Below are 18926 nucleotides of genomic sequence, written 5' to 3'. Positions count from 1 at the left end.
CCACGATGGACTGGGCGAAGCGGGAGAACGGCGGCGCCGGACCGGGCCGCCCCCCGTACCGGGACCGCGGAGGCGCACCCGACGGCGGCGGGAGTCCGGCCACCGCGGACGCCATGATGCCGCTGTGGGCGGTGTCCCTCGGCTGGGAGCTCGGACGGGGTCGCCAGGTGATCCTGAACGGGCAGATCAGGGACCGGTGGTGGCTGGCCGACCGGCCCGCCACCTTCCGCGAGGTGATCGCCGGACTGCTGCGGATGCGCGGAGCGGAGGTCGTCGGCTGGTGGGACCCGGTGGGCGGGCTCACCTTTCCGCTGCCGGGTGACGGACGGCGCTTCGAAGAGCTGCGCGAGGCGCGCCCGTCCGGGCCGGCCGGAACGTCCGCGGCAGCCGGTACCGAGACGGACGGTGCGGGGCCGCACGCGCCGCAGGACGACGGGCGCTTACCAGCGCAGCCCGACGGTTCGCCGGACGTGGACGCCGGCACGGCACGCGGCGGTGGGCGGGAAAGGATCCGGGAGCAGGAGAGGAGCCGGGAGCGCCTGCTGGCGCCGAGGCGGGCGGGCACACCCCGCGCCTTCGAGGACGTCGTCGCCACCGTGCACCGCCTGGTGTCCTCGCCCGACGCGGCCACCGCCTTCGTCTTCGAGGACGTCGACCACCACCTGCCGCCGGGACAGCCCGAATCGCATCTGGGCTATCTGAGGCTACGCGCCGCGATGACGGACGCCGTGACCCCGAGGAGCGCCGTCGGCCCGGCCCCACATGCGCGCAACGCGGTGCTGTGCGCGGTGGGTGACGTCGGACGGCTGCCCAGTTGGTTCCACCTGGAGGACCCGAGGATCGCCGCACTGCACATCAGCCCGCCCGACCCCAACGAGCGGCGTCTCTGGCTCACTTGGCTGCTGCGACACTTCAGGGGGGCGCAGGACGCCACACACGCCGATCTGGAGGCGCTCGTGGGATCCACCGACGGCATGGCGGCCTGGGACATCGAGGCCTTGGCCCGGACCTCCTGGCTGCGCGACGCTCCCCTGCAGAAACCGGAAAAGCTGATGGAAGTCCACCGGCTCAACGTGAGCGTCGACCCGTGGACCCAGCTCGACCGGGCCACCGTCGCGGGTGCCGCCAGGGCTCTCGGCGCCCGGGTGGTCGGCCAGTCCACGGCGGTAAACGCCGTCGCCTCGGCGCTCCAGTCCGCCTTCGTGGGCGTCGACTTCGGCAGTTCGGGTACCGCCCGACCGCGCGGCGCCTTCTTCTTCGTCGGACCCACCGGCGTAGGAAAGACCGAACTCGCTAAGGCAGTGGCCGAGTTGATGTTCGGAGACCAGAGCGCCTACGCCCGCTTCGACATGAGCGAGTACCAGCAGGAGCACGCCGCCGAGCGCTTGGCCGGCGCGCCACCGGGCTTCATCGGCCACGAGCAGGGCGGCGAACTGACGCGCCGGGTCCAGGAACGGCCGTTCAGCGTGCTGCTCTTCGACGAGATCGAGAAGGCCCACCCCAAGGTGCTGGACAAGTTCCTGCAGATCCTGGAGGACGGCCGCCTCACCGATGGGCGCGGCCAGACGGCCTACTTCTCCCAGTGCTTGATCATTTTCACCTCCAACACGGGCGCGGAGCAGGTCCAGAACCTTCTGGAGGAGAGCGACGAAGAACTTTTGTATCCCCGGCTGGAGACGCATTTCACGCGGGCGGTGGAGGAGAAGTTCCGCGAGATCGGCAGACCGGAGATCTACGGCCGACTCAAGCCCGGAGTAGTGGTCTTCGACATGCTGCGCGACGAGCACGTCGTCAGGATCGCCGAGCGGCTGCTGCGGCAGTTGGCGGAGTCCGTCCACGAACGCCACCGCGTGGAGTTGGTGCCCGACACAGACACCCTGCACCCGTGGATCACGAAGCGGATGTCGGACCCCGAGCACCAGGCATACGGCGGGCGGCAGATCCGCAATGAACTGGAACTGGTGCGATCGGCCGTCGTCGGTCATCTGCTAGCGCACCGCCCTGAGCCCGGCAGCCGGATCCGGGTCGGCGTCGGTGCCGACGGCGCCGCGTGGGTAACCGTCGACGGCTCGGCACCGTTCGAGGACGAAAGGAGAGCGGAGGCATGATCGCCATCGACCTGGGTCACCGTTTCGGGCGCATCGCGAGGGTCGGCCCCGACGGTGTGCAGGAGGTGACCACGACCGGGCTCGTCGGCGTGGACGGGGTGCTTGACCCAGGCCGGGCGCTGCCCCAGGTGATCGGGGCGGCGACGGACGCCCACGGGGTGGAGCCGGACGGCACGGCCTTCATCGGACTTCCGGCATCGGGTGGGCAGAAGGACGAGCTGAGGTACGCGGTGGAGCGCGCCGGCCTCAGGGTGGGGCGCGCGGTGCCCGACCCCGTGGCCGTGGCCCTGCACTACGGGGCCGTCGCGGAGGGGGTGGACCATACGGTCCTGGTCTGCGACCAGGGGGCGACGACGCTGGACCTGAGCGTTCTGTCCATCGCCCCCGACCTCACCGTGCGCATGGTCCGCGGACGCAGCCTTCCCATCGGCGGCAGTGACTGGGACGCTGCGGTCGCCGTCGGTCTCGCCGGACGCCTGCCGGACGGTGCGGACCCGCTCCGGGCGGCGGAGGGCCTCAGGCGGGCGTACGGCGACGGGGACAACGTGACTGAAGTCGTGGACACGTCGGGCGGCCGGCACTCTCTGACCCTCGACCGGTCCGGCTTCGAGCGGGCAGTCGCGCCGCTGCGGAAGCGCACGCTCGCCGCCGTCGCAGAGCAACTCGCCTCCGCACGACTGGCCGTGGACACCGTGCTGCTGGCGGGCGGCATGTGCGCCGTGCCCGGACTGCGGGGCGAGATCGAGGCCCTCCCGGCCGCGCGGGGCCTGACGGTGCGCCGCGACCGCCCCGAACTCGCTGTCGTGCTCGGTCTGCTGGCGCTGGACGACTTCGGTGTGCTGCGCGTGGTCTCTCAGCCCACCGCCGAGCCGGAGCGGGCGGAGGCATGGTACCCCGGCGCGGGCTCCGGGTACCCGCGCGCTCGGACCCCGCACCTCAGCACGCCGGCCCCGCGCCCCGTAGGCCCGGATGCCTTCGACGCCCGCCAGGACCCCGTGTCCGCCGACGCCGTGCAGGATCCGGAGCCCCGGGCCGGACGCCCCCTGCCGGAGGACCCCGTCCCGCGCTCGTGGCAACGCGGCGCGACGGCCGTCCCGGATGCGCCGGGAGCCGGGCGTGCCGGGCAACAGGAGGCCCATGAGCCGCCCCCCGAATCGGCAGGGCCGCCCGGGCCCGGATTCCCCCCGGAGCCCGATGCCCCTGCGGAGCCCGATTCCACCCAGCCCCCACCCACCGGACACGCTGACGCCACCGTCCCAGGACGCGCGCAGCCGCCGGAGACACCCCGGCCGAGCGCCGCCCGCACATGCTCCATGCCCTGCGCCGAGGACACGTTCACGCCGCGGGCCACTCCGGTCAGCTATCCGCACGACGCCGCAGGGGAGGCTCCGGCGGCGTCGTTCGTCGATCCGCGGCCCCGGTTCGCGGTTCCCGTGGACCAGCTCCAGGCCATCCGGCGCGGGAGTCACCTCCTCGTGCTGTGGGCGTGGCCCGACGGAGCCCTGAGCGCGCGGGTGCGCTGGTCCCGAGAGGGAAGCACCGACGCGACCGGTGACGGGGACGTGGTGTGCCGCCGCCGGGTGTACGAGCACGACGGAGGGTTCGAACTGGCCGTCGGCCCCGGGGCTGTCCTGCTCACTGTGGAGGCATTGGTCCCCGAGCTCGGCGAGTTCGCCGAGAACACGTCCCCGCTGCTCGTCCCGGCCGCCCCGATGGTCGTCGTGTACGAGCCGAGCGTGCGCCGCCGCCTCAAGGGCCGGGTGGCTTCGGTCACGTTCACCTCCGAGTCCGGCTGTCGGCTGCCCGGGCTCCGTATCGTCCACAGTCTCGGACGCTTCCGCCCCACCAGCACGGCCGAGGGCACCGTCCTGCACGAAGTGCCCGCGCAGCGGCTGTCCGCCGGCACCCCCGTGACCGTGGAGTTCCCTCTACCCGTCACCCGCGGTGCGTCCTGGCTGGTCTGCTTCCCAGCGGACGCGGACGCGGCCACCGACTCCGGCATCGAGATCCGCCCGTCGGCGCTGCACAGATTGCGAGTCACCTGATGGCCAAACAGCTCATCTGCCCCTACTGCTACGAGAGCTTCACCGCGAGAGAGATTCTCTTCCGCTGCAACGCCCGTCTCAGCAAAGCGGGCAAGCAGTGCCCGCGCAGCCGCGACCAGGTGCTCGACCAGCGGAAGGGACCGCGCCGCAGCCACGACCTCGGCCCGGTCTTCGCCGCAGACGGCCGGAAGTCCTCGGCGATCTGCGCGGACTGCGATGGGGGAACCAACTACCGGATCTGCCCGCTGTGCCACTCGGCGTTGCCCGTCCAGTTCGGCATGGTGGACAACCGCCTGATCGCCATGGTCGGGCCGAAGGCGTCCGGCAAGACCGTCTATATGACGGTGCTGCTCCACGAGGTCCGCCACCGGGTCGGTGAGGCGTTCGGGGCGTCCCTGATGGGCTCGGACGACGCGACGATGCAGCGCTTCAGTTCCGACTACGAGGAACGTCTCTACCAGGACAACCAGATGTTCCCGCCCACCTCGCCCGCCTCCACCACTCTCAACCGGGTGGACCCGCTGGTCTTCCGGTTCGGCATGCGTCGGCGCACCCTGCTCGGTGAACGCCCGCAGCACACCGTCCTGTCCTTCTTCGACACCGCCGGCGAGGACTTCAGCTCCCAGGAGAACATCGAGCTGAACACCCGCTACCTGGCCGGAGCCGACGGCATAGTGCTGCTGCTGGATCCCCTCCAGATGCCGGGCGCCCGCGGCAACGCCCTGCCCGGCACGCTGTTGCCGGGCTCGGAAGCACTGGACCCGCCCGGCAACGTCCTTTCCCGGGTGACCACGATGCTGCTGGCCGCCCGTGCCAGTCGGCCCGCGAGGCGGATCGACACCCCGATCGCCGTCGTCTTCTCGAAGATCGACGCCTTCTGGCACCATCTCGATCCCGGAAGTCCCCTGCGCGACCACGCGCCCCTGACGGGTCGCTTCGACGTGAACGACAGCCTCAGCGTCCACGAGGAGGTTCGCCGGCTCCTCAAGGACTGGGACGGCGTGCCGATCGACCAGCTCCTGGACATCCACTACACCCGCTACCGGTACTTCGGCGTGTCGGCCCTCGGCCGCAACCCCACGCCCGAAGCCAGGGTCGCCGCCACCGGTATCCAACCCTACCGGGTGGCCGACCCGTTGCTGTGGCTGCTGAGCGAATTCGGTTCGGTGCCCAAGGAGGGCCGCGGGTGACCGGCTTTCAGCAGCTCTACTACACCTCCTGCGAGCACGGGCTCAGTCGCTTCTCGGGGTTCCAGTTCAACGCCGTCAGTGCGGGCGTCACCGTCGAGACCCGACAGGCCGTCGAGGCCCTGGCCGGGTACGAGCCGCCGCGGTCCCTGATGGAGTCGGACACACCGGAGCTGCTGGAGCGGTGCCCGGTCAACCTCTGCTACCGGCCCTACGACCCGCAGGGGCGCAGCGCCACCGCACTGTGCGTACGGTACGTGGGCCGGGACTCGGCTCGTCGCTTCGGCAACTACTTCGCCCACGCACTGCACAGCGAGGACTTCCCCGCGGCCGGGGGCGGGATGCTCGGGATCGAACTATGGAACTCTCCGGTGTGGACCAGCACGGTGTCACCGAGCACGGACATCCTGGAGCTGACGGCGCCCGCGCCCGGCCCGCTCGACGCCCGCGCGGTGAGCGAGTTCCTGCGTGGCCACCCCCACGCGGCCCGGCTGCCGGACCTGCTGTCCGCAGTGTTCGCCGCGCTCGGCGAACACGGCTCGGTGGTGGTGATCGAGCGTACGACCGAGCGGATCGCGCACTGGTTCGCGGCGGTCTCGTACCTGCTGCCGCCCCCGCTCGCCCGTGGGCTCTCCTTCGCCACCTACGTGCTGCGCCCCGCCCGCAGCCGGTTGCACCTGATCGGCACCGTACCGGAGGCGCAACTCGCCTTCGGGCCGGATGACGAGGCGGCCTACACCGTCTTCGACTTCGCGCGCGGTGTCTTCCCCGAGGTGCCCGTCAGCGCCGCGGTCCATCTCCTCACCCGTATCGGCGCGGGTTCCATCCGCCCCGTCTGGTCCTGGACGGCGGACTACGCCCGGGGCGGGGAGAAGGCGCCGGAGGAGTGGCACGCGCCGGTCGCCGCGGCGGCCGCCTCGGGCGGCATGGCGCTCACAACGGCCGACGCCGATGCGGTGATCGACTGGCTGGCCGGGGCCGACCACCTGGGGGCACGCCGGGCAGCCGTGGCGGCGGACATCCACCGCGAGCATCGAGACCTGGACGACCGCCGGCTGATCGTGCTCAGCGCGGCCGCGAAGGCCGGCGGTGATGAGGCGGTCCACCAGGAGATCGAGGGGAAACTGCAGGGGTCGCGTATGCGGGCCTACATCGACGCCAACGCCGACGCCCTCGAACCCGAGCCGATCACCGACCCGCCGGCACGCGAGCGGGCCACCGTCCTGTGGGAACGGCTTCTGACGGAGGTACGGACCGCCCGCGAGCGGACACGTCTGCTGCTGTGGGCCCTCGGCGCCCGGCTCCCGGTGCCACCGGAGGTCATGGTGCGCGAGACACTCGTCCTGGCCCGCACGCTGCTCGGCTCCGCCGCGCCCGCCCCCGGGTTCCGGCACGAGGTGGCCGAACTCCTGCGCGAGCTGCCGCGTATGAGGGATTCCCTGGCCTCGGTGGTCGAGGAGGCACTCCGGGATCGCGTCGGCCAGGAACAACTGCTCTCGCAGTTCCCCGCCGACCTCCTGCGCGAAAGCGACCTGACGGGCCGCCCCCTGCTTCTGGAACACCATCTGCGGGCAAGGGCCGAGCGCGACCCTGCGAACACGGTGCCCATCATGATCAAGATCTTGAGGATCCGGCAGCGCGCGTCGCCGGACGAGGAACTGCTCCGCGGTCTGTGGCGACAGCCCTCACGGACCTGGACCCACCGGGAAGCGGCCTGGATCGCCCGTGAGCTGCGGGTCTCGACGCCGGTGGACGCGGCGGTGGGCGAGTGGTTCGACCGCGCGCTGAACCAGGAGGTCGAGGACGAGGAGGCGCTGGAGAACTGCCTCCACCTATGCGGGCTGCTCGCCGCCCCGGGCCGCTCCGGCTGGCTCTCCCCGAGCGCCCGGGACCGAGTACGGATCACGCTCGGCCTCCTGGACTCCCTCCGCGATGCCCGGGAGGCCGGCGATCTCGTCGACGCGTTCGCGATTCCGGAGGCCGGCACCTGGGCGGCACCGAGGGCGCTCAAGCGCCTCCGCATGGTCCCCGCCCTGCCGGGCCTGCCCGCCGACACCGGGCGACTGCGCGGACTGCTGGGGAAGCTGGGCCACCGCGACCTCAGCCTGTACCTCGCGGACGTGGACCGCAGGGTGGGGAGCGGCGAGCGGATCGACGACGTTCTGCTCGGGCATGTCGCCGCCGTCGCCACTCTGCACGGCGGAGTCCCGGTCTCCCAGGCCCAGGAGGAGATGGTGATCACGATCCGCTCCCACCCGTACCGGCACTGGAGCGCGGCCGATTTGAGCAGGCTGGAGGAGGCAGTGCGTCCCCACTGCGCCGACCTCGCCGACCGATACGCCGAGAGGGCCGGGGTCCGGCGGCAGCGCGCGGCGCGTGACGCGCCGCGCAGGTTTCCGCTCTTCGGCCGTCGGGCCGCAGCCGCAGCCGCAGCCGCAGCCGCAGCGGAGGATCTTCCCCGTCGGCAGAGACCCGAGACGCTGAAAACAGGCACGACCGCACCCGACAACTTCCCTAAGAAGAAGGACCGGTAATACGCCGTGACTGAGATCGTTGCCTTCGTTCTCGTCCCAGTGCTCTTCCTTTTCGGGATCGGGCTGTTTCTGCCCTTCGTTCCGTTCATCGCCGCTCTGCGGGGCCTCGCACTGATGATGCAGGTACTCTCCGGATACGGGCGCACACTGGTCGGCGTCGTGCACCGGCGCACCCCCGAGTTCCGGACCCTTCCGCCGTACCGGCCCCAGGACGAGGCGGTCAAGGCGTACCGCAACTACTTCTACGGTCCGGCCCTCCGCGACCTGCGCCAGCTCATCACCCTGGAGGGACGGTCGTACGCCAGAACGGTCGGGGACTCCTTCGGTGCCGTGACCTCGCGCCAGTTCGTCGCGCCGGCGCGGCACCGGGCCTTCACCGTGCCGTACGGTCTGACGTTGTACCTGGGACTCTGCGCGGGCCTGGTGGCGGCCCTTCCGCTGCTCGGCCTGGCGCTTGTGCTGCACGCCCTCCTCCTGGCTCTACTGACGGGCGGGACCCGGCTCCTCGCGGCCGCTCTGCGGGCCACCGACCGGGTGGCGTTGTGGACGAAGCGGCTCGGCTCGGGAATGATCTGCCCGCATTGTTTCGAACGCGTGCGGTACCCGGCGTACGACTGCCCGAGCCCCACCTGCCGTCGACGACACGCGGACATCCGCCCCGGGACGTACGGCCTCTTCCGGCGCCGCTGCGAGTGCGGCCGGCGCATGCCGACCCTGCTGATGCTGATGGACCGGAAAGCGCGGCTTCAGGGGTACTGCGGCCACCCGCACTGCGGGAAGCCGATGAACGTGGCCGGCGGCCACATGCCCGAGGTAGTGATACCGCTGATCGGCGGACAGGCGGCGGGCAAGACACGGCTGATGGCGGCCATGCTGCTGTCCCTGGAGCGCGCGGCGGCGAACGGCGGACCGGCGATCACCCTCGCGGACGACGAGTCGGACGCCAACTACGCGGTGCTGCGGGAAGTGTTGTGGATACGCGGACACACTCGCGCCACCCAGAAGACGCTGCCGAGGGCGCACTCGTTCGTCCTCGGCGGCGGCCGTTCCCAGCGGCTGGTCCACCTCTTCGACACGGCCGGCGAGCGGTTCGTCGACCGCGACGAAACCGACGCGCTGCGCTACGCGCAGGCCGCGCGCACCTTTGTCTTCGTCCTCGACCCGATGGCGGTCAAGTCGTTCTGGACCCGGCTGGACCCTTCGCCCGGCCCCCTTCTGGACCGCACCCTGGGCTCCACGGTCGATCCCGAGGAGGTCTTCGCCCGGTCGGTCCAGGCCGTGGCCGCGATGGGCGCCCCACTGCGGCGCTCCCGACTGGCGGTGTCCATCAGCAAGATGGACCTACTCGCCGAGCACGGCCTGGTACCGGCCGGGCCCGACAGCGACGACGCCCGGACGTGGCTGGTCGAAGGGCTCGGCCTGCACAGCCTCGTGCGGGCCATGGAACTGAACTTCCGTGAAGTCCGCTTCTTCCGCACAGCCGCCGTGACAGACGAGAACGCACATGTGGACGGCAGCGTCGCGCGGTTGTCCGACTGGTGCCTGCGAGGGGCTGGCGGCAGGTCACGCGCTGTACGGCAACGGTGAGGGGGCGCAAGCCGCAGACCGGCCGGGCTCCGCGGCGTCCGCACCGCCGGGCAAAACCGCTGGTGGCGGCAGACGAATCGGGCTGTACGCCGGGGACGGCTGTCGCCCTGCTGGCACAAATGCACCAGTCGCACTCGGCCACTCAAATCGTGCGATCCACCGCCTGAGCTTCCAGCCATACCTCCACCTCCGGCCAGCGGTAGCGCAAATAGCGGCCGACCTTGTGGGCTCGCGGACCGTGGTGTCGGTGATTCCATATGTAGACCGTGTTCACCGGTACGCCCAGGAAGTCGGCCAGTTCCTCAGCACTCATCAACGGACGACGGCCCCCGCGCCACTGGCGGCTTCTGCAGCATGGGCAGTGGTTCGACGCATGGGTACTCCGGAACGGCTCGGAACAGGCAGGAAGAACCACGTGAGCGGCAGTCTGCTGCGGCGGTGCCTGCGCGAGCACATGCAGAAGTACCCGCCGGTCGAGGTGACCCGACCATGGGGCAGCAAAGGCGGCGACCCGGTCACGGTGCGGCTGATCTTCTACACCCGGGAGAAGACCGCCATTCAGTCGAACTGGTTCAACTCCTATCGCTGGAAACCTACTCTGGCAGCGGCCGGCCTCATCAAGCCCTTGAGCCCGATGCGAAGGGGCGACGCTGGGAGAAGTCCCGCGACGTGATGATGCACGCGCTCCGACACCTGTACGCGCCGATGATGATCAACGGCGGGGTAGACGTGTACACGCTCGCGGACCGCCTCGGACACGCCGATCCCGCGTTCACCCTGCGTAAATACGTGCACCGGGTCGTGGGAGCCGGTTCCAAGGTCCGCATCGCGGTCCGGAGCGCCTACACCAGGGCCGCGTGACTCCTGCACTGTTCGGCTTGTGCAACGACCGTGCAAGATGATCTTTCGGGGGTTCGTTTGCGCAGGTCAGAGACGCCGTAGAGGAGTTCCGGGACATTTGATATACGGATGCCGCTGCACCCCGTCTGACCTGCCATTTATCGGGTCAGGGTGGGGTGCGGCGGCATCTCTGGGACTCCTCTGGGACTTTGGGCCCGCACTGGGCTACGAACCGCGCTCCACAGGCTCTGCCGACCGGCCGCGGCTACGCGAAGATCTCTATCTGCTTCCGAGCGCACCCGGTAGGCGGAGACCTCCGCACGAGCAGTGAATCCAAAGAGGTCCGCTGGGTGGACCCGGCGGACCTCGCTGAACTCATCATCCACCCATCCGTGCGCCTGCGGATCCAGCACGCCCTGGACGAGTCACGCAATGAGCCCTACATCGGCTGAGTGCCGGCCGAGACAAGGGCCATTCGGCCTTTTACTCTCTCCGTGGCGGCGTAGATCTCCGGTGCCGCTCGCTGGATGAAGCGACCAACGATCGTGTCTGGCCCGTACCGTTGCACGATCTCTTCCAGTCGGGCCGCCGGCGTCGTGTGCCCGCCGTCCGGGGTGGTGGTCCTCTCCGACACGATGAGTGCATCGACCAGCTCAGGCCGTTCCCACTCAAACTCGGTCTCCAGCTCCTGCCGCAGTCCCCGCTCCTCAGCCTCCAGGAGTGAACAGGAGTGATGCGCCGACGAGCCGGACGACCCGCTCGTCGGCGCCCTCCTGGTCGCGGAGGAACCGGGCCCCGTCGAGCGGGTGAAGCCGGTGGCGGCGACAGACGGGGAGTAGCCGACGTCGTGCAGAACGGCGGCAGCTTCCAGCAACTCGGCGTCACGACCGAGGATCGGGCTGAAGGAACGTGCCCGCTTGACGACCCCGTACTTCAGCGGGGCGTGCGGGGCCCGGCAGGGAGCGCGGCCCGCCCGCCAGCGCCGGGCGGGCGCCGTCACTCTCCCCAGCCGCGCCCGGGACCGGAGCGCCGTACGACCGAGCCGGGACGGGTTGGGGACTGGCGCGGTCGCCTGCGAAGGCCCCTTTCCCAGCCCCCGGCCCTGTCTACCCCAGCACCCGCCCGAGGAAGCCGCGAAGGTAGCCCGCGACCACGTTCAGGTGGCTCTCCAGCAGGAAGTGGCCGCCGTTGATCAGGTGCACCTCCGCGTCCGTCGCGTCACGGGCGAAGGCACGTGCGCCCGCCGGGCCGAAGATCTCGTCATTGCGGCCCCAGACGGCGAGCACAGGGACCTCGCTGGTACGCAGGTATTCGTGCAGCAGCGGGTAGAGCGGGCGGTTGTTCTGGTAGTCCCGGAACAGTGCCAGCTGGACCTCGTCGTTACCCTCGCGGGAGACGAGCGCGACGTCGTGCTCCCAGGTGTCCGGACTGACCACGCCCGGATCGGGCACGCCGTGCACGTACTGCCAGCGGATGGCCTCGAGACTCAGCGCGGCGCGGACGGCGGGTTCGGTGTCCGGGCCGGGATTCGCCCCGTAGGCCCAGACGTCGGCCCAGAACGACTCGACGAAACCGTCCTCGTATCCGTTGCCGTTCTGGGTGACGAGGGCGGAGATCCGCTCGGGGTCCTTCAGCGCGAGGCGCCATCCGATGGGGGCGCCGTAGTCCTGGACGTAGAGGGCGTAGCGGTCCAGGCCCAGCTGGTCGAGCAACCCGGAGGCGAGTTCGGCGAGGGCGTCGAAGGAGTAGTCGAACTCCGTTGTGGGCGGGGCGTCGGAGTGGCCGAAGCCGAGGTGGTCCGGCGCGATGACGTGGTAGTCGTCGGCCAGCAGCGGGATGAGTTCCCGGAACATGAACGAACTGGTCGGGTAGCCGTGCAGCAGCACGATCGCGGGGGCATCGGCGGGGCCGGCCTCGCGGTAGTAGATCTCATGACCGTCGACGGTGGCGGTCCGGTGGCGCACCGAGCTCACATCTAACCCCTTTGCACATTCGATCTGGTTAGCTGTTCGCTACGCAAGCACGGGATGGACTAACCTGTCAAACGATTCGATCCGGTTAGAAAGACGGTGATCCCCCGATGGACGCGCTACTGGACCTGCTCAACAGCAGGCCGCTGATCAACGGCGAGGAGCAGGACGCGCTCGGTGACCCGGCCGCAGGCAGGCGCTGGGCACGGGAACACGGCGGCGACGGCAGCCTCGCGGAACTGACGCTGCTGCGCGAGGCACGGGACGTCCTGCAGGATGTGGTGCGCGGAAACTGTTCGCCCGCCGCGTTGGGCCCGCTACTGGAAGGGGTCCACCGGATCCCGGAGGTTACTTCGGACGGCCTCCAGTGGGCGGTCAGGTTTCCCCCGCACGCCCGGCTCGCCGTCGAGGCGGTCCTCGCCTGGGCCGGCGCGGAGGAACGGATGCCCGGCCGGCTGCGCCCCTGCGCCAATACCGAGTGCCGGTTGTTCCTGCTCGACCGCAGCCGCGCCAACCGCGCCCGCTGGTGCTCGATGGCCGTCTGCGGCAACCGCGAGAAAGTGCGTCGCCACTACGAACGCACCCGGTGAATCCGCACCCGAGGGGCCCGGCGGGAGCCTGACGGGAACCCGCCGAGCAGCAGGGCGGGTGGCGAGGAGCGATGTCCTTCTCGGCGGGCGGCCCCGGTAGCGGCCGGAGCCCGGCAGCTGAAGGCGACACCAGGCCGGCTTGTGGGGTCGCGCGAGGCCCCTGGCGGCGCGGCGGCGGGTTACACGGAGTCGAGTTGGGGTCCAGGGCCGTAGCGGGCGAGCATCGTCGTGACCGCCTCGTCGACGGCGTGGCCGACGTCGGCAGGTGCGGGACTCCAGTCGGCGAGCAGCATCCGCGGCCACAGGACGTAGTTGGCGATCATCCCGAGGAACTGGTTGGTGGCGCTCTCCGCGTCCGGTACCACCGCAGTGCCCGCGGCGTGCTGGGCCTCCAGGTAGTCCTGGACGGAGATGAAGTAGGGCAGCTTGCCCAGCTCGAACTGGGCCCGTCCCAGTTCCGGGAAGCGCGGCAGTTCGGCGATGACGATGCGGAAGAGGGCCGCCATCGCGGGCCGGCCGATCAGGTCGGCGTACTGGCGGCCGATCGCGCTCAGGCCGACGCGCAGGTCACCGGGCTGCGTCGCGGGCGCCGCCGGGTCCGGCCCGTCCTTCCAGTACTCGGTGACGATGGCCTCGAAGAGCGCCGCCTTGGTGGGGAACTGCTTGAACAGCGTGGACTTCGAGACGACCGCTTCCTGCGCGATCTTCGCCAGCGAGGTCCCGTCATAGCCCCGCTCCAGGAACAGCTTCGTGGCCGCGGCGGTGATCGCCTCGCGCTTGCGCCGAGCGAGTCGTTGATGGTGCGCGGAGAGTCCTGCGGTCATGTGGCCAGTATGCCTCATCACGAGGCGAGTCACTTGACTCGCCACCGTGCGGATGGTTACGTGCCCAGGGAGGCGAGTCGCACGACTCGCATTCGGCCGGCGGGAGCACTCCCCCGTCGGCGTCGTTCCGTTCCCGCAGGGAGAAGCACTCATGGAATCAGGCAAGATCGCATTGGTGACCGGCGGCAATCGCGGGCTGGGCCGGGCCACGGCCCAGGCGCTGGCCCGGCACGGGCTGCGCGTCATGGTCACCTACCGCGGCGACGCACAGGAGGCCGAGGAGACGGTCAGGAACATCCAGGAAACCGGCGCCGTGGCTGCCGCGCTGCGGCTGGACATCAGCGATGTGGCCTCCCTTCCTGTTTTCGTCTCCCACCTGGCTACGCAACTGGAGCGCTGGGACGCGACCCGGCTGGATGTCCTGGTCAACAATGCCGGGATCGGGCTGTTCGGACCGTTGGAAGCGGTCACGGTCGACGACTTCGACGCGGTGATGGACACCAACGTGCGCGGCACGTTCTTCCTCACCCAGGCGCTTGCGCCCGTGCTGGCCGACGGGGGGCGGATCATCAACGTCTCCTCCTCCCTCAGCCGCCACACCAGTGCCGGCACCTCGGTCTACTCGGCCTCCAAGGCTGCGGTCGAGGTCCTCAGCCGAACCTTGGCCGTGGAGCTGGGGGCGCGCAAGATCCGCGTCAACGCCATCGCGCCGGGGCCGACAGCCACCGACTTCAACGGCGGCGCCATGCGGGACGACGCGCAGATGCGAGAGGGCCTGGGCGCGCAGACCGCGCTCGGCCGCGTCGGCGAACCGCAGGAGATCGGCGACGCCATTGCCGCGCTCGCCTCCGATGACCTGCGCTGGGTCACCGCCCAGCGACTCGAGGTGTCCGGCGGCGCCCTGTTGTAGGGCCCCCGCCCACGCGTGTGCCCCGTCCCTTACCTGGCGGAACCGGGAGATGTATCAGACGTGGTCCGCCCCGCGGGCCCGGCGGGCGGCATAGCGGGCTTCGTCGTCGCCGCTCTCGCCATCCAGTACGCGGTGGTCTGTTCGCAGAGGCCGAGCAGACCACTGAAAACGAGCGCGGGAAGCTCGGCGGCCAGATCTATGAGCGAGGCGTTCCTGGTGGGCCGGGGTCGGATCCCCGCCCGGCCGGTTCCCTCCGGGCGACCACACACGGTGACGTTCGTCCCGCCTCGTCGAGGAATACACGACACTTCAACATGCGGGCTTACCAGGCCCGGGGCCGGACTCGGCCGTGAACCGAACCAACCACTCCTCTGCACCGGCTCCCCCGATGAGTGGGGGTACGAGAGCAGAGTGGGGTATGCCCTTGTGCGGATCGGACCGGACCGATGAGTGTCGACAGCCGCCGAGCCCTCGACGACGCAATGACCAGCGCGGCTATCAGCACGACGAGGACCTCGGCGATGAATGCTGGGCTGGCGGACCATGAAGTTCCTGCCGACCGGGGGCGAAGACCACTACTTCCGCCGTACCGGTTCGTGCGGCTGACCGTCGATCCGGGGGTGGGCTCCAGCGGGCGTCGTGTTCCCTTCAGGTACCCGCAGCCACCGGTCTTCCTCTGAACCTCGGTGGTCTCCGCACATCGCCAAGAGGGTGCGGACAGCACCCTCGTACGCTCTGAGCTGCCCCAGCCTGCCGTTGCGTCATGGTTTTCAACGGGGCTCGCGACGTGACCGCGTCGAAGCACCGGACGGTGGGGGAGATTTCGATCATGGCGTGGAGCACTCGGGAGATGGCGGAGCTGGCCGGCGTCAGCCTCAGGGCCGTACGGCATTACCACCACATCGGCCTGATCGAGGAGCCGGAGCGTCGCTCCAACGGCTACAAGCAGTACGGCGTCAGTCATCTTGTCCGGCTCCTCCGGATCAAGCGCCTCACCGCTCTGGGCTTCTCCCTGCCCCAGATCGCGGGCATGGACGACGATCCGGATTCGGGTCCCGATCCGCGTGATCTGCGGGCTCTCGACACGGAGCTGGCCGCCACCATCGAACGCCTGCAACACGCCCGCGCGGAGGTGGGCGCCCTCCTGCGCGGACGAGCCGCGAGCGATCTGCCCCTCCGCTTCGTCTCCGTGGACAAGACCGCCGAGCTTCCTGCCCCGGACCGCTCTTTCGTCACCGTCCTCGGTACGGTCCTCGGGCCCAGTGGGATGGACGCCTATGCCGACTTGCTCCAGCAGGAGCCGCAGCCGGTGGCACTGGAACTCAACGAGCTTCCGGCCGATGCCGACGAGGTGACCCGCCAGAATCTCGCCGAGCGTCTCGTGCCATACGTTCGAGGCCTCCGGGTCCGCCATCCCGGGCTCAGCGATCTCGCTTCAGACGCCCCGCGCGGCCGACAGCACACCGCCCGCACCATCGGCAAAGCCATCAGCGATCTCTACAACCCAGCCCAGGTGGACGTCATGAAGCGGCTCGACGGGCTCCTGTCCGGGGTGGATGCCCACGGTGACCGCTCTCAAAGCGCCGCTTCGTGACTCGGTGAGTGCGGCCCAGTGCGCGCCTGATGGTGTGACGAGTGAACGGGAGAGTCGTCGTCACTGCCACTACCCCCTGGACATCAGCGAACCGTAGTCGGTGTGGTCCACTGCCGCACGCGCCTCGACGCTGCGCGGACGGGACAGATGCGGTGTGCGCTTGCCTGGCGCTGCCCTCACTGCTGGGCGTCGTCGCTCTCGCTCCCCGCGGTGTCGTTCTCGACAAGGATGCTGTGGACGCGTCGCAGCACGTCGAGGTGGGCGCGGTTGTAGAACTCGACCAGTGCGTGCACGGCGACCGAGTCCGCAACGGCCCTTTCTCGGTGCGAGGCCAGCCCGAGGTCGGCCAGAGCAGGGTGGGCCCGGTGCTGCCGACGGACTTCGGGTGCCATTCGCTCGGCCAGCCGCTGCCGTGTGTCGTCGGGAGCGTCCTCGTCGAGCGCCGCGAACTCCGCTTCGAGGTCGCCGCGAGGTCCCGAAAGCTGTTCTTGGAGGGCGGCCATCGCTTCGGGTGTGAGGATGCTGGAGTAGGCCACCAGCAGGGACCGCTGGGTTTCGGGCAGGTCGTCGGCGAGCGTCTTGAAGTCCGGGGGCATGTCGAGCGCGGCCCGGTTGTCCATGATGGCAGCCAGTTCTCGCCGCATCCGCTGCCGGCGTTCGATGTCCGCCGCGAGTTCGGCGTCCAGGTCCCGGAGGATCTGCCGTGCCCTCTCATCACCGCTCTCGACCGAGGGGACATCTGCGAGGGCCACGCCGAGGTCGGTCAGTCTACGGATACGCAGCAGGCGCACCAGATGGCCGACGCCATAGCGCTTGTAGCCGTTGGACGCCCGTTCCGGCTCGTCCAGCAGGCCGATCTCGTGGTAGTGCCGGACGGCCTTGGCCGTCGTCCCCGCGAGTTCCGCCAGCCGACGGGTACTCCACGCCACCAGGAGCCCCCTCTCCAGCATCGTGCCCGGCGGCCATTGAAAACCCTGCCCCTGGGGCACGGTCAACTCCGGTCGGTTCCGGCCCGTCATCAGTTGACCGTGCCCCAGGGGCAGGGAGTGGGATGGCCGCGACCACGCCCCACGCACCGATATGCGGAGACTGGACATGAAACGACAAAGCAGCGTCGGCCGAAACCTGGCCCTCCTGGCGGTCATCGGCCTCGGCGCGTCACTGATCACTGCGCCCGCCATTGCCGAGGAGACGAAAACGCCTCAGATGAAGTGGGGCCAGTGCCCCGACGACGTCGGGGCGGAAGCCGCTCCGACCGTACTGCAGTGCGCCACCGTGCCCGTACCGCTGGACTACGCCCACCCGGACGGCGAGCAGATCGACCTCACCGTCTCCCGGCTGGCCGCCACCGACCCGGACAAGCGGCGCGGCATTCTCATGCTCAACCCGGGCGGCCCCGGCGGATCCGGGCTCGCGCTGTCCGCGCTGCTGGTGGCCCAGGGCCTGCCCAGCAGCGTCACCGACCGCTACGACCTGATCGGCATGGACACCCGCGGGATCGGTCATTCCACACCGGTCAGCTGCGGCTTCACCACAGACAGCCCCTACTACTCCAACATCCCGCCCTACGCGGTCAACGACGCCGCGGTCACCGCACAGGCCAAGGTCGCCGAGAAGGCAGCCGAGCAGTGCGCGGACAACGACGACGACGGCCTACTGCGTCACCTCACCACCGCGAACACCGCCCGCGACCTGGACCGGACCCGGGCCGCGCTCGGCGAGGAGAAAACCAGCTACCTGGGCTACTCCTACGGCACGGCCCTCGGCGCCGCCTACGCGTCGATGTTCCCCGAGCGTTCCGACCGCATCGTGCTCGACAGCAACATCGGAGACACCCACCTCGACCGCGACGGCATGCGCCGCTACGCGCTCGGCATGGAGCAGACCCTGCCGGGCTTCGCGAAGTGGGCCGCCAGCCGCCACGACAGCTACGGCCTGGGCCGCACACCCAGCCAGGTCCGGGCGTCCTACCTCACCATCGCCGGCAGACTCGACAAGGCCCCCGTCGCGGGGATCGACGGCAGCCTCTTCCGGCTCCTGACATTCGGCCACCTGTTCAAGCAGACGCAGTACCCCAAGCTGGCGCAGACCTGGCAGATGCTGCGGGAAGGCGACGAGGCCGCGGCCCGCGGTCTGACGGCCGCCACCGAGGAAACGGCGGACGGCTCGCTGTCGCCGACCGACAACGCCCTCACCGTGTTCCTCGCCGTCACCTGTAACGACGCCGAGTGGCCCGAGGACGTCAACACCTACCGGCAAGGCGTCGCCGAGGACCGCGAACGCTACCCGCTGTACGGCGCCGCCACCGCCAACATCACCCCCTGCGCCTTCTGGCCGTACGCCCCCGCAGAACCGCCCGTGGAGATCGACACCGAAGGCCCGCGCAACCTGCTGCTCCTGCAAAACCGCAGGGACGCCTCGACCCCGCACCTGGGCGGGAAGATGCTGCGCGAGAAGTTCGGCGACCGCGCCCGGCTGGTCAGCGTCGACGACAGCGGGCACGGCGTCTACGTACTGGGTAAGAACTCCTGCGCGCTGAACACCACCACCCGCTACCTCGTCGAGGGCAAGATGCCCACGAAGGACACGTCCTGCCCCGCGGATTGACAACCTGACCCGCGCCGCCCGCCCCCGTCCGCCGCGGGTCTATCAGGAATCAGGTGTGGTTCGTCTGTTTGGCCTACAGGTTTTTCGGTGGGCTGGTCGGCCTACACTCGTCCGGCGGTAAGGCGGCCGT

The 18926-nt window shown here is 70.1% G+C and carries 15 protein-coding genes and 2 pseudogenes; 12 read left to right on the top strand and 5 right to left on the bottom strand.

The window, feature by feature from the left end:
• Nucleotides 1–5: 5 nt before the first annotated feature.
• Genes ACIQM0_RS37020 through ACIQM0_RS37000 form a run of 5 tightly spaced genes read left to right on the top strand, consistent with a single transcriptional unit; the run spans nucleotide 6 to nucleotide 9461 of the window.
• Nucleotides 6–2108: an AAA family ATPase gene (locus ACIQM0_RS37020; RefSeq protein WP_401295272.1), complete on the top strand. Its 2103-nt coding sequence runs from the start codon at nucleotides 6–8 to the stop codon at nucleotides 2106–2108.
• Complete coding sequence (locus ACIQM0_RS37015) at nucleotides 2105–4153, top strand: Hsp70 family protein (RefSeq protein WP_401295199.1); 2049 nt, start codon at nucleotides 2105–2107, stop codon at nucleotides 4151–4153. The genes ACIQM0_RS37020 and ACIQM0_RS37015 overlap by 4 nt, the downstream gene beginning before the upstream one ends.
• The gene (locus ACIQM0_RS37010; RefSeq protein ID WP_401295197.1) at nucleotides 4153–5343 is read left to right on the top strand and encodes a hypothetical protein; all 1191 of its coding nucleotides are present in this window, start codon (nucleotides 4153–4155) and stop codon (nucleotides 5341–5343) included. The genes ACIQM0_RS37015 and ACIQM0_RS37010 overlap by 1 nt, the downstream gene beginning before the upstream one ends.
• Entirely contained in the window at nucleotides 5340–7874 is a 2535-nt protein-coding gene (locus ACIQM0_RS37005; RefSeq protein ID WP_401295195.1) for a GTPase-associated protein 1-related protein, read from the top strand. The genes ACIQM0_RS37010 and ACIQM0_RS37005 overlap by 4 nt, the downstream gene beginning before the upstream one ends.
• 6 nt (nucleotides 7875–7880) lie before the next feature.
• Nucleotides 7881–9461 carry a hypothetical protein gene (locus ACIQM0_RS37000; RefSeq protein WP_401295193.1) on the top strand — a complete coding sequence of 527 codons (1581 nt, stop codon included), beginning with the start codon at nucleotides 7881–7883 and terminating at the stop codon, nucleotides 9459–9461.
• A gap of 142 nt (nucleotides 9462–9603) precedes the next feature.
• On the opposite strand, the gene ACIQM0_RS36995 is transcribed toward ACIQM0_RS37000, so the two are convergent.
• Entirely contained in the window at nucleotides 9604–9774 is a 171-nt protein-coding gene (locus ACIQM0_RS36995; protein ID WP_401295191.1) for a helix-turn-helix transcriptional regulator, read from the bottom strand.
• Nucleotides 9775–9876: 102 nt separating this feature from the next.
• Between ACIQM0_RS36995 and ACIQM0_RS36990 the strand changes: the two genes are divergently transcribed.
• From ACIQM0_RS36990 to ACIQM0_RS36980, 3 genes and pseudogenes are all read left to right on the top strand, one after another.
• Nucleotides 9877–10134: a hypothetical protein gene (locus tag ACIQM0_RS36990; protein ID WP_401295189.1), complete on the top strand. Its 258-nt coding sequence runs from the start codon at nucleotides 9877–9879 to the stop codon at nucleotides 10132–10134.
• Entirely contained in the window at nucleotides 10134–10322 is a 189-nt protein-coding gene (locus ACIQM0_RS36985) for a tyrosine-type recombinase/integrase (protein ID WP_401295270.1), read from the top strand. Before ACIQM0_RS36990 ends, ACIQM0_RS36985 begins: the two co-directional genes overlap by 1 nt.
• Before the next feature lie 254 nt (nucleotides 10323–10576).
• A pseudogene (locus tag ACIQM0_RS36980) lies at nucleotides 10577–10753 on the top strand (NUDIX hydrolase); the annotation flags it as partial.
• On the opposite strand, the pseudogene ACIQM0_RS36975 reads toward ACIQM0_RS36980, so the two are convergent.
• Together ACIQM0_RS36975 and ACIQM0_RS36970 are read right to left on the bottom strand one after the other, a co-directional pair.
• Nucleotides 10741–11310 (bottom strand): annotated as a pseudogene (locus tag ACIQM0_RS36975) (HD domain-containing protein). The pseudogenes ACIQM0_RS36980 and ACIQM0_RS36975 overlap by 13 nt on opposite strands.
• Nucleotides 11311–11407: 97 nt before the next feature.
• Complete coding sequence (locus tag ACIQM0_RS36970) at nucleotides 11408–12274, bottom strand: alpha/beta fold hydrolase (protein ID WP_401295187.1); 867 nt, start codon at nucleotides 12272–12274, stop codon at nucleotides 11408–11410.
• Between the two features lie 107 nt (nucleotides 12275–12381).
• Between ACIQM0_RS36970 and ACIQM0_RS36965 the strand changes: the two genes are divergently transcribed.
• Nucleotides 12382–12861 carry a CGNR zinc finger domain-containing protein gene (locus ACIQM0_RS36965; protein WP_401295185.1) on the top strand — a complete coding sequence of 160 codons (480 nt, stop codon included), beginning with the start codon at nucleotides 12382–12384 and terminating at the stop codon, nucleotides 12859–12861.
• 179 nt (nucleotides 12862–13040) lie between these two features.
• Here ACIQM0_RS36965 and ACIQM0_RS36960 read toward each other — a convergent pair whose 3' ends face one another.
• Entirely contained in the window at nucleotides 13041–13685 is a 645-nt protein-coding gene (locus tag ACIQM0_RS36960; RefSeq protein ID WP_401295183.1) for a TetR/AcrR family transcriptional regulator, read from the bottom strand.
• A 151-nt stretch (nucleotides 13686–13836) separates the two neighbouring features.
• Here ACIQM0_RS36960 and ACIQM0_RS36955 point away from each other — a divergent pair, with 151 nt between their 5' ends.
• Nucleotides 13837–14595, top strand: a complete 759-nt coding sequence (locus tag ACIQM0_RS36955; RefSeq protein ID WP_401295181.1) for an SDR family NAD(P)-dependent oxidoreductase — start codon at nucleotides 13837–13839, stop codon at nucleotides 14593–14595.
• An 829-nt stretch (nucleotides 14596–15424) separates the two neighbouring features.
• On the top strand, nucleotides 15425–16189 hold the full coding sequence (locus ACIQM0_RS36950) for a MerR family transcriptional regulator (RefSeq protein WP_401295179.1): 765 nt from the start codon (nucleotides 15425–15427) through the stop codon (nucleotides 16187–16189).
• A gap of 176 nt (nucleotides 16190–16365) precedes the next feature.
• Here ACIQM0_RS36950 and ACIQM0_RS36945 read toward each other — a convergent pair whose 3' ends face one another.
• A complete protein-coding gene (locus ACIQM0_RS36945; RefSeq protein ID WP_401295177.1) occupies nucleotides 16366–17118 on the bottom strand; it encodes a MerR family transcriptional regulator in 753 nt (250 codons plus the stop codon).
• Between the two features lie 166 nt (nucleotides 17119–17284).
• Between ACIQM0_RS36945 and ACIQM0_RS36940 the strand changes: the two genes are divergently transcribed.
• On the top strand, nucleotides 17285–18796 hold the full coding sequence (locus tag ACIQM0_RS36940) for an alpha/beta hydrolase (protein ID WP_401295175.1): 1512 nt from the start codon (nucleotides 17285–17287) through the stop codon (nucleotides 18794–18796).
• The last annotated feature ends 130 nt before the right edge of the window (nucleotides 18797–18926 follow it).

Source organism: Streptomyces sp. NPDC091387, from assembly GCF_044756945.1.
Lineage (GTDB): Bacteria > Actinomycetota > Actinomycetes > Streptomycetales > Streptomycetaceae > Streptomyces.
The sequence above is the reverse complement of the archived record's forward strand: the minus strand, read 5'-3'. Positions and strand labels throughout refer to the sequence as shown.

What these genes read in the sequence shown, in the direction of transcription:
- ACIQM0_RS36940 (WP_401295175.1), top strand. Translation starts at nt 17,285, where the DNA reads ATGAAACGACAAAGCAGCGTCGGCCGAAACCTGGCCCTCCTGGCGGTC.
- ACIQM0_RS36950 (WP_401295179.1), top strand. Translation starts at nt 15,425, where the DNA reads ATGGCGTGGAGCACTCGGGAGATGGCGGAGCTGGCCGGCGTCAGCCTC.
- ACIQM0_RS36965 (WP_401295185.1), top strand. Translation starts at nt 12,382, where the DNA reads ATGGACGCGCTACTGGACCTGCTCAACAGCAGGCCGCTGATCAACGGC.
- ACIQM0_RS37015 (WP_401295199.1), top strand. Translation starts at nt 2,105, where the DNA reads ATGATCGCCATCGACCTGGGTCACCGTTTCGGGCGCATCGCGAGGGTC.
- ACIQM0_RS36955 (WP_401295181.1), top strand. Translation starts at nt 13,837, where the DNA reads ATGGAATCAGGCAAGATCGCATTGGTGACCGGCGGCAATCGCGGGCTG.
- ACIQM0_RS36985 (WP_401295270.1), top strand. Translation starts at nt 10,134, where the DNA reads ATGATGCACGCGCTCCGACACCTGTACGCGCCGATGATGATCAACGGC.
- ACIQM0_RS36995 (WP_401295191.1), bottom strand. Translation starts at nt 9,774, where the DNA reads ATGAGTGCTGAGGAACTGGCCGACTTCCTGGGCGTACCGGTGAACACG.
- ACIQM0_RS37020 (WP_401295272.1), top strand. Translation starts at nt 6, where the DNA reads ATGGACTGGGCGAAGCGGGAGAACGGCGGCGCCGGACCGGGCCGCCCC.
- ACIQM0_RS37010 (WP_401295197.1), top strand. Translation starts at nt 4,153, where the DNA reads ATGGCCAAACAGCTCATCTGCCCCTACTGCTACGAGAGCTTCACCGCG.
- ACIQM0_RS36960 (WP_401295183.1), bottom strand. Translation starts at nt 13,685, where the DNA reads ATGACCGCAGGACTCTCCGCGCACCATCAACGACTCGCTCGGCGCAAG.